Annotated in this window: 15 protein-coding genes and 1 pseudogene; 15 read left to right on the top strand and 1 reads right to left on the bottom strand. The window is 48.7% G+C overall.

Features of this window, described 5'->3' with window-relative positions:
- The first annotated feature begins 78 nt into the window (after positions 1-78).
- The 14 genes from CG67_RS18685 (at position 79) to CG67_RS13330 (ending at position 6,507) form a co-directional block, all read left to right on the top strand.
- Positions 79-201: a hypothetical protein gene (locus CG67_RS18685; protein WP_256360140.1), complete on the top strand. Its 123-nt coding sequence runs from the start codon at positions 79-81 to the stop codon at positions 199-201.
- Positions 202-295: 94 nt separating this feature from the next.
- Positions 296-496, top strand: coding sequence for a hypothetical protein (locus tag CG67_RS13385; protein WP_025903452.1), 201 nt, complete (start codon positions 296-298; stop codon positions 494-496).
- Positions 486-749: a hypothetical protein gene (locus tag CG67_RS13380; RefSeq protein ID WP_025903451.1), complete on the top strand. Its 264-nt coding sequence runs from the start codon at positions 486-488 to the stop codon at positions 747-749. Before CG67_RS13385 ends, CG67_RS13380 begins: the two co-directional genes overlap by 11 nt.
- A gap of 18 nt (positions 750-767) precedes the next feature.
- Entirely contained in the window at positions 768-1,538 is a 771-nt protein-coding gene (gene bet, locus CG67_RS13375; RefSeq protein WP_025903450.1) for a phage recombination protein Bet, read from the top strand.
- Positions 1,538-2,026: an HNH endonuclease gene (locus CG67_RS13370; RefSeq protein WP_025903449.1), complete on the top strand. Its 489-nt coding sequence runs from the start codon at positions 1,538-1,540 to the stop codon at positions 2,024-2,026. The genes bet and CG67_RS13370 overlap by 1 nt, the downstream gene beginning before the upstream one ends.
- Complete coding sequence (locus tag CG67_RS13365; RefSeq protein WP_084764966.1) at positions 2,007-2,621, top strand: lambda exonuclease family protein; 615 nt, start codon at positions 2,007-2,009, stop codon at positions 2,619-2,621. Before CG67_RS13370 ends, CG67_RS13365 begins: the two co-directional genes overlap by 20 nt.
- Complete coding sequence (locus CG67_RS18340; protein WP_160318975.1) at positions 2,605-2,772, top strand: hypothetical protein; 168 nt, start codon at positions 2,605-2,607, stop codon at positions 2,770-2,772. Before CG67_RS13365 ends, CG67_RS18340 begins: the two co-directional genes overlap by 17 nt.
- Positions 2,773-2,838: 66 nt before the next feature.
- Positions 2,839-3,396, top strand: a complete 558-nt coding sequence (locus CG67_RS13360) for a hypothetical protein (RefSeq protein WP_025903447.1) — start codon at positions 2,839-2,841, stop codon at positions 3,394-3,396.
- Complete coding sequence (locus tag CG67_RS13355) at positions 3,393-3,689, top strand: hypothetical protein (RefSeq protein ID WP_025903446.1); 297 nt, start codon at positions 3,393-3,395, stop codon at positions 3,687-3,689. Before CG67_RS13360 ends, CG67_RS13355 begins: the two co-directional genes overlap by 4 nt.
- Positions 3,689-4,423 carry a hypothetical protein gene (locus CG67_RS13350; protein ID WP_025903445.1) on the top strand — a complete coding sequence of 245 codons (735 nt, stop codon included), beginning with the start codon at positions 3,689-3,691 and terminating at the stop codon, positions 4,421-4,423. Before CG67_RS13355 ends, CG67_RS13350 begins: the two co-directional genes overlap by 1 nt.
- A 172-nt stretch (positions 4,424-4,595) precedes the next feature.
- A complete protein-coding gene (locus CG67_RS13345) occupies positions 4,596-4,790 on the top strand; it encodes a hypothetical protein (protein ID WP_025903444.1) in 195 nt (64 codons plus the stop codon).
- Positions 4,791-4,984: 194 nt separating this feature from the next.
- Positions 4,985-5,536, top strand: coding sequence for a hypothetical protein (locus CG67_RS13340; protein WP_025903443.1), 552 nt, complete (start codon positions 4,985-4,987; stop codon positions 5,534-5,536).
- Between the two features lie 229 nt (positions 5,537-5,765).
- Positions 5,766-6,248 carry a hypothetical protein gene (locus CG67_RS13335; RefSeq protein WP_025903442.1) on the top strand — a complete coding sequence of 161 codons (483 nt, stop codon included), beginning with the start codon at positions 5,766-5,768 and terminating at the stop codon, positions 6,246-6,248.
- Between the two features lie 52 nt (positions 6,249-6,300).
- A complete protein-coding gene (locus tag CG67_RS13330; protein ID WP_025903441.1) occupies positions 6,301-6,507 on the top strand; it encodes a hypothetical protein in 207 nt (68 codons plus the stop codon).
- A 258-nt stretch (positions 6,508-6,765) separates the two neighbouring features.
- Here the strand turns inward: CG67_RS13330 and CG67_RS13325 are convergent.
- A pseudogene (locus CG67_RS13325) lies at positions 6,766-7,823 on the bottom strand (tyrosine-type recombinase/integrase).
- A 176-nt stretch (positions 7,824-7,999) separates the two neighbouring features.
- On the opposite strand from CG67_RS13325, the gene sbcB reads away from it, so the two are divergent.
- On the top strand, positions 8,000-9,430 hold the full coding sequence (gene sbcB, locus CG67_RS13320) for an exodeoxyribonuclease I (protein ID WP_025903440.1): 1,431 nt from the start codon (positions 8,000-8,002) through the stop codon (positions 9,428-9,430).
- The last annotated feature ends 67 nt before the right edge of the window (positions 9,431-9,497 follow it).

Raw genomic sequence — 9,497 nt, 5'->3', positions numbered from 1 at the left:
TCCGCGCATTCAAAGCCATTAAAGACGGTGAAATACCGCACCTGAACGTCAACTACTAATCACACCGGAGTATCGCTAATGACAACCAACGTCATCGGCGGCGTCATTGGCGCTGCTAAATCACTGTTTAAATCACAGCTTGACCGTATCAAGCGATTTGTTAATGAAGCGGCCCGTCCGGGCGGGGAGGCTTTTGCGTGAAGAGACTGAAATTTAACGTCGGATTTATTCGCTACTCACTGCCGGATAACGATGCTAACCGGCTTCGGATGTTACAGCTTACCAGGAGGTCGAAATGAGCCTGAACCTGAAAATAGAGTGCAGCGGAATGCATACCGGATGGCAGGCAAGACCAGGGAAGTACAACTTTGAGCTTGAAGATTGCCAGGTAGGACCACTGACCCGGGAGCAACAGACAAAACTGTGCGGCCAGATGGATTTCGACATCCTGGTTGAGTATGTGAACTCGTTCGCGGAGGTGAAGAATGTTGCTTGAACCTTCATTTGCAGTCGCTGAGAACGCAGAGGCACAACGCTGGGATCGGCACTATGCCGAACTGAATTATGACGAGGCGGTGCGGGAACGGGCCGAGGAATTGTCTGCTCAGTACCCTGACACCGTAGAGGAATTTGCGAGAGAGCATCCCCTGTTAATGGCGATGTTATCTACCGACGACGCTCAGGATGAGTATGCCGAATTTGTCGATCGCCTTTGCCTGAAGCTGGCAGAGGCTGAGTGGAAACAGTAAAAATTAGAGAGGTAAAGCATGTCCACAGCATTAAGCACGATGGCTAACAAACTGGCTGACAAGCTGGGAATGGAAGCTGGTGAGCAACTGGTTCCAGTCCTGAAAGCAACCGCGTTTTCTGGCGATGCAACAGACGCTCAGTTCGTAGCGCTCCTGGTCGTCGCTAATCAGTACGGGCTCAATCCATTCACCAAAGAGATTTACGCATTCCCTGACAAGCAAAACGGGATTGTGCCGGTGGTTGGAGTAGATGGCTGGGCAAGGATCATCAACGGGCATCCCCAGTTCGACGGAATGGATTTTGAGCAGGATTCGGAATCATGCACCTGCCGGATTTACAGGAAAGACAGGAATCACCCAATCAGCGTTACAGAGTGGATGGATGAATGCCGAAGGGAAGCCTTTAAAAGCAAAAGCGGCTATGAGGTCAAAGGCCCATGGCAGTCGCACCCGAAAAGAATGCTTCGCCATAAAGCCATGATTCAATGCGCTCGCCTGGCATTTGGCTTTGCCGGGATTTATGACAAAGACGAGGCTGAACGAGTTATTGAAGGTACTACCGCCGAAGTTAATGCCGGCAAGCAATCAGACGATCGCCGCCCGGAACTTATCAGTAAAGCTGAGGAGTCTGCCCGCTTTGGCGCCGCGTCTTACGAGAAGTTTTGGACTGGGCTGACCCAAGAAGAAAAGCAGATCATCGGGACGGCCGATAAAAAACGCATCTATCAGATCAGCAAGGACGCTGACAATACCGTTGAGGGAGAATTGGTTAATCAGGAGGTGGCCTGATGGAACAGCGCATACTGAAAAATCTGATGGTCTACAGCCCAAAATCTGGCGTGTTTACATGGATTAACCCACCGCAAGGACACGAGGAATTGCTTGGGGAGCAGGCTGGTAGCCCATCCAAAGGGAGTAAGATCTACTGGATAATTCAAATTTTCGGCAAGAAATATAAGCGTTCACATCTGGCCCACTTGTTCATGACGGGGAATATGCCATCCGGTGTCGTTGATCATATAAACGGCAATTCTTTGGATGATAGATGGCTCAATATCAGGGACACCACATACGCCGTGAACGCCCAAAACAGGCTCGTTGGAAAGTCCGGCAGAAAACTTCCAATGGGAGTTAAGAAATTAAAAAGCGGCCGTTATTTAGCAAGAATTGGCGTTGAAAGAAAATCCGTTTCTCTTGGGACCTTCGATACCGTTGAAGAGGCTCAGTCGGCATATCTCATTGGTAAGGAGAAGTATCATGCTTCAGCGTTCGCCTGATTGGTTTGCGGCCCGATGCGGTCGCATTACCGCAAGCCGACTTGCAGATGTGATGGCGAAAACCAAATCCGGGTATTCAGCCAGCCGTAAGAACTACATGATGGAGCTTATTTGTCAGCGGCTGACAGGGAAGTGTGAGCCAGGATTCACCAGTGGACCAATGATGCGCGGGACAGAACTTGAGCCATTGGCGCGTGAAATGTATGTACTCAATCAGTTCGATGCAGAGGTCACTGAAGTCGGGTTTATTCCCCACCCTGCTATCGAGTGGTTCGGAGCCTCTCCGGACGGCCTGGTCAATGATGACGGACTTATCGAGATCAAGTGCCCCAATACCGCAACCCACATTGAAACCATGCGCACAGGGAAGCCAAAGCGGGAATATATCCTGCAGATGCATGCTCAGATGATGTGTACCGGCAGGAACTGGTGCGATTTCGTCAGCTTTGATAAGGACAAGGGAATGTCCGCTATCAGGCATCAAGGAAAAGATAACCTGGCAGTTAAACAAGGGGCCAATGACCGGGCAGCAACTGGCCGACATGTTCGGCCTCAGCCTCGGCAGGATAAACGAGGTTATGCGCTCCAGCTTTAAAGGCGACACCGTGAAGCTCGGCAAAGGAGAGCCATTCGCCACTGACGGCCGGGCCATGGACAGACTCTACTGGCTGGAAGCCAAACCACGGCGCGTTAATGCGAAAGAAAAGACACGGATCGTCTTCAGCCGAAAGCACTACGTCAATTAAACCCCCATTCACCCACCCTATCCTCTGCCATACGGCACCGGGAGGGTTATCTGTTGGAGAGGAAAAGTGGAAACATTAGCAACAGGCGTCACAGTCGAAAAAACAGATGTGCTCTCATTCATCATTTCCGGCGTGGAGCGATTAGATCCTGTCCGGGTGATGATTGAAAACTATGGGCCAGGGCGAGGTCGTATCACAATCACATGCTATGGGAAGGCGTGGACCGGCGCATGGTTCGCAATGGGCGAGGACTCAGTACAGGAGTTCATTAAACGGGTAAGCAACGAATACCTGATCGGATATTTTGCCCCCGATATGGAAAGCACGGTCAATGATGACAATGACGCCAATCTTGCTTTCGTGAAGACTGAAATTATTAAATTGCGGCGTGACAGGGAAATAATGTCCGATGAAGCCCGGGGAATGTGGGTAGAGGCAGAAGATGCTGAGGACGTAAAAGTTAGCTGTTGCGATTGCAGGATAGGAGACAGCCTTCCCGGACTGCTGGGTGATGAACCGTGGTACGCAAAGTGGCCCTCTGTACCGAATCATAAATATCAGTACCTCGACCGCATCGTGAATGCTGTCCGTGTTGGCCTATCTGAAATGGAGCGTACAGCATGACTGATATCTCAGAACTGGTGCTTATTATGAAGCTTGATTTGCATCGCGCTGTTGGGAATTTCAACCCAGAGATAAAAGTAAAAACAGTGTACTTACAGAGGATAGTTGAGGCACTGGTGAGCGCGCAGGCTCGCATTGCCGAACTGGAAGCCCGAACAGTGAAGCTGCCAAAACCAATCAGTGTTCTGCATAGAAGAGATTTTATTGATGCTCACCGATCTATTTATGCCTACGCAGAATCTGAGGTTAATTGTGCTCTGGATTTAGCTGGCATCAAATGGGAGTCTGAGTGATGGCTGATATCTCAGAGCTGGTGAAATCTGAAATAAGCGATTTCTGCGCCGGGCTGGAATCGCCAGGGCGCCCGGAAACGCCTGAAGAGATTCAGCGAGAGTTAATGGGCAGGATTTTGCCACTGATTAAAGACGAACGCCGGGAATGGATGGCGCGGGGTGCGGAAAAGGCGGCGGAACTGATAAATATAGCTGCCGATGAATTTCCTGAATCTGTGAATGATATTGCTTCCGAATGCTCTGGCATTGCTTCAAATACTGCCAGCAAAATCCGCGCTGGGGAGGTAACTTTTCGGGAAATCGACAATTCGACAACCGAAACTTTTCGGGAAATCTCAGAAACGACAACCAACTGTCCGGAAATTCCGGATCGTTGCATGGAAGAACATGAAGTTATGCGCAGAGCCATAGCTACTATGATAACTGAGCAGAGGCAGCAGGAGCCTGATTTCTTTGTTGTAGTAACCAGCGCGGGTATTTGCCAGTCGTTCCATAAATACAGGGCGGATGCTGAATTCATTACATCCAAGCCATTCAATCCAGGATATTCGATACTTGAGATTTACACCGCCCCGCCGGTACCGGTGATTAAGTTGCCTGATGATATTGACTGGAACGATGCGTTTAAATTGTTGGATATAAGAGTGTGTGGTGAGGACAGGATTAGAGCGTTCATGATGGGCGCTAACTGGCGGCTGGCAGAAACCAAACGCCTCAACGGCCTGGGGGAGTGATGAGTAACATTGCTGAAGCAATCCCGTGGTTAATTATCGGTCTGTTTGTCTGCTCTGATATGGATACGAAAATGACCCGAATCACCACTCACATACTGGCAGGTAACTACCCTGCTTTCATTAAACGAATAGCGTTCCGCATAGCTCTGTGGGATGCGTACAGGAGGAAGTGATGGCCACAATTTCACAGATACGCAATATGCTTTCTCAAGGCGAGATTGTCACTATTCCGACCAAACACATATTCCTGTTTATGCAAGAGTGCGAAAAATACCCTTCCGGGGATGAGCGTTACACAATCCGTCCTAAAGGTGACGGACGAAACCATGAGGTCTTCGATACCAGAAAGAGGCCAGATTTAAAATGATACTTGCCGGATACGTCATCCTCATTCTCTCTGGTAACCAGGCAACTCCCCTCACTGAAACAATCTACCCCACCGAAACACAGTGCGAACATCAGATCGAAGCTATGGCAGACGTCAAGCCCCAGCATGTGTTTTTGTGTGGCGAAGTCGAAAGAAAGATGTAATATAAAGTTTTCTTAAGTGATGGGCTCATCATGAAAAACGAAGAATTGCAGACAAAGGTGATAATAGTAGACTCAAATGCTTGGAATTTTTTGTTTGAAAGTAATATTGACCTTTTTTCTTCAACGTTTGAAAAATTCCGCTTCGCCATAACTTGGATGATTGAAAAGGAAATGGAATGTATGTCGAATAGAGAGGATAAGAAAGATCTCATAGCTTACTACAACCAATACAAACCATGCGTTGATAGATTCAAAAAGCCATTCGGATTTTACGCGAGCAATGTACCTGATGATATGCAAAGGTGTGTTGGTTTCGGTCAGGGACCATTCATAGCACTTAAAGAGTCAGAGCAGCTTGTTGCAAAATCAAAATTCATAGGAAATCAAAGGAAAACCCTTCTATTTAAAAATGAGACAGATCTAAATATGGCATGCAAGGCATACGGCAACGTGTTCATCCTAACTAGAGATTTCAAAAAGCCAGGACCTCTCAAAGACATTGAAAATTTAGTAGGAATCCCAGATACCCCTTTATCCGAATTGGATTTCAAAGAGCTACTCTGTAAGAGTACAACTAGGTAAAGACGCCCAATGAGCCGGTTTAGTACAAAGCTATTACTAGCGCCCAGATTATAGCTCCTGATACCTGAGCGTTTATGTGGCTAAGCCGCCTGAACGATGTAATATTTCTATCAGGAGGAATAACTATGTCATTCAATATTTCGGATAAGCCGGCGGAAAAGCGTGAGAAAAATAATGTCGAGTTGCAGGTTCTACATGGCAGCGACCCGGTTGATCAGAGGAAGGTACAATGAGTCTTGGGGCTAATGAATGTGCTGCCATTGCTTCGGCTGCTGCTTCATTAGGTAGCGTTGCAGTTTCAGTTATCACATATAGGCAGCAATCAGAAAATAATAAACAAGCAGAATTAGATAAGTTGACGGATAGGTTGATTGCTTTAGCTTCTAGAGCAAACTCATATAAAAACATTCAAGATAAATGGCTTCGTAGCTTTAATGATGCGGCAGATTTGGTTTATGCCATCGACTCTGCCGCATTCAGAATACAGTCTGTATCAAGAAAATATAAGTTGGATAAAGCTCAAACCAAAGACTTAAAGTCATACTTTATTAATTATCTTTCATATCAGATAGTTGAAGAAATGAGATTGAAGGATATGCCTACCTTTGAAATAGATGCCAGCTATGGCATTGATGACTTTGATCATATATGTTTCCTCTGGAAGAGAGGGGTTGGATACTTAATGTTCGACAAAGAAATGTACCGCGCCTGATTAACATGACTACCCGCCTCGGCGGGTTTTTTATTGTCCAAAGGAAACCACCATGACCCACGCAGACCCAATCGACCAGGCGTCAGAACTGGAGCAGCAACAACTGAAAATTGCGATGGCGAACCGCCCGCGCCCGAAGCCGTTCACCGGCAAGTGCTATAGCTGTGGTGACACCATCGACAAAGGCCACTATTGCGATTCATCCTGCCGTGAAGATGACGAGAAACGCGAACGCGCCGCGAAGTTTAAACGCCACTAACCCCACCCACTAAACCAAACCGCCCTATCCCCGCACCGGTCACCGGCGGCATCGTCGTGCCTGCGGGTTGGGTAAAGGAGAATGCTATGCAGATTGAGCAACTCGTCACTGAAAAAGAAGTAATGGCCTGCCTTAACATCCGATCGCCTAATACGATGTGGCGTTACAGAAAGGAATGCTGCTTTCCGGAGCCGGTACGTTCACACCCGAACCAATACCGGCCATCGGAGGTGCAAAGCTGGATAAACAATGGCGGCTCTAAGCAGAAGATAGCTTCCTGACGTGCCAAAGTATCTTATCCGCGTGAAGCTCATACCCCTGCTTCTGCTCTTCGATCCAGTCATGCTTATTGTACACAGCCATAATCCCGCCCAAATCATGCCCCAGCATCTTCTCGGTGACATGGGGCGCAACTCCCTGCTCAGACAGTCGTGTAACGAGCGTTCGGCGAAAATCGTGCGCCCTCCAGTACCCAATATCCATCTCGTCACGAATCCTGCCTATATACCTGTTGGCCGCCGATATGGATATCGGCTTGTCCAGAGCATCTCCCGGAAACAAAATCCCTTTATATGTTGTCAGCGCCTTTTCAAGCAGTGGCTCAATTTTCGGAAATATTGGTCTGCGGATTATATTTCCCATCTTGCTCAGTTCAGCAGGAGTGGTCCATACCATGCTGTCGAGATCAAAGTGCTGCGTAGTGGCCTGCCTTAGCTCTGAGTTCCTGGCTCCCCATAGCATCAGCATCTGATGAAGGAGCTTGTTAGACGTTGATGCCCGGCTACGGTCTATTTTCAGCCATATCTGTGCCAGCTCCGGATAAGTAAGAACCCTGTCACCCACCTGAGATGATGTACCAAAATCTCGGGGAAGAATATTCATCAGCGATGATGATTCAATATACTGCCTACGGATGCACCAGTGTGTTGCCGTTCTTAACTGGCTAAGAACCTGGCGGGCACGGCGTGGATTTTCCCGCTCCTGCACAGTAAAGAAATCGACCCATTGCTTGGCAGTAATATCTTCCATAGGTACAAAGCGAAATGCGCCATCCATTACCTTCATTACCGTGGAACTGTATAGGTCCCTGGTCTTGGGCCTGAGTTGCGTAATTACGTAGTTTTGATACCAGTAGTTCAGGCAATCAGAAAGAGTGGCCTTTGAACTCTGCCCCCTTTCAAACTTAGAGCGCGGGTCCGCGCCGGAAGCAACCAGCAGCCTCAGTTCATCAGTAATGTTTCTGGCACTGTAACCTCAGAGGGTCCGGTATAGGCTTTGCCTGAAATTGTTCTTAGCTTCGTGTCTGAGAGAGCCATTCTAAAATTGGTACACCCGAAAAATTGTGGTTGGTACAAGAATGGTACAAAATATCACATGGAGTAAAGAGGATAACAAAGGAAAGTTCAGGATAAAAAAGGTTGTTAATTGAGCAATTATAGCGATAACAAATTGATATTTAATAAAATAACAGGAAAGAAAAGGAAGGTTTCGGATGAAAAAGAATGAATCAGTAACGCCTACCTTCCTTTTCCATGATTATGAGACCTTCGGTAAGCATCCGGCACTGGATCGCCCTGCACAGTTTGCCGGCATCCGCACGGATGCAGACTTCAATATCATCGGCGAACCTGAAGTCTTTTACTGCCGGCCTGCCGATGACTACCTTCCCCAACCGGAAGCGGTCATGATCACCGGCATCACGCCGCAGCATGCGATGGCACAAGGCGTCAGTGAAGCTGAATTTGCGCAACGTATTCATGCCCTGTTCAGTGAACCCGGTACCTGCGTGGTCGGCTATAACAACGTACGTTTCGATGATGAAGTTACACGCAATATTTTCTACCGTAACTTCTACGACCCTTACGCCTGGAGCTGGCAGAACGGTAATTCGCGCTGGGATTTACTGGACGTCATGCGTGCCTGCTATGCATTACGCCCCGAAGGAATTGTCTGGCCCGAAAATGAAGAGGGTTTTCCTTCATTCCGGCTGGAACATCTGACCAAAGCAAATAATGTCAGCCACGAGCAGGCCCATGATGCCATGTCTGATGTGTATGCCACTCTCGCAATGGCGAAACTGGTGCGGGAAAAGCAGCCAAAACTGTTCGATTTCCTGTTTCTCCACCGTAATAAAAACAAGCTACAGACGCTTATCGATATTCCGCAGATGAAACCGCTGGTGCATGTCTCCGGGATGTTCGGGGCTGCCCGCGGTAATACCAGCTGGATAGTTCCGCTGGCATGGCATCCTGATAACCGTAATGCACTGATCACTCTCGACCTGGCCGGAGATATTCAGCCATTGTTACAGGAGAGTGCGGATGAACTGCGCGAACGTCTCTATACCCCACGCGAACAGCGGGGTGATCTCCCGCCGGTCCCGTTAAAACTGGTACATATTAATAAGTGCCCGGTGCTGGCCCCGGCCAGCACCTTGCGCCCGGAGGATGCTGACCGGCTGGGGATTGATCGCCAGTTCTGTCTGGATAATCTGGCGCTGCTCCGGCAACATGCCGACATACGGGAGAAAGTTGTGGCTATCTTTGCTGAGGGGCGTGAATTTGAACCCACTCAGGATGTGGATGCTCAGCTGTATGACGGCTTCTTCAGCGATGCCGACCGTCAGGCGATGAATATCGTCCGGGGTACCGAACCGCGTAATCTTCCAGCCCTGGACATCACTTTTGACGATAAGCGTATTCTGCCGCTGCTGTTCCGCTATCGTGCCCGTAATTTTCCGGGAACCCTCGATCATGGTGAGCAGCAATGCTGGCTGGAACATCGCCGTGAAACACTGAATCCGGTGCGGGTTGAACAATATATCAGTGAGCTGGAGCAGCTCGCCAGCCTCTATGCGGACGATGAACGTAAGCAATCCCTGCTGAAGTCCCTTTACCGTTATGCCGAAACACTGCTGAGCTGATGCGGCAATAAAAAAGCCCTGTCAGGTTTCCTGACAGGGCTTTATCAGCAACCCGCGCAGCGAAGGA

This window comes from Tatumella sp. UCD-D_suzukii (assembly GCF_000611875.2).
GTDB lineage: Bacteria > Pseudomonadota > Gammaproteobacteria > Enterobacterales > Enterobacteriaceae > Tatumella > Tatumella ptyseos.
Note: the sequence above shows the minus strand (reverse complement) of the source record. Positions and strands in the feature narration are given on the sequence as shown.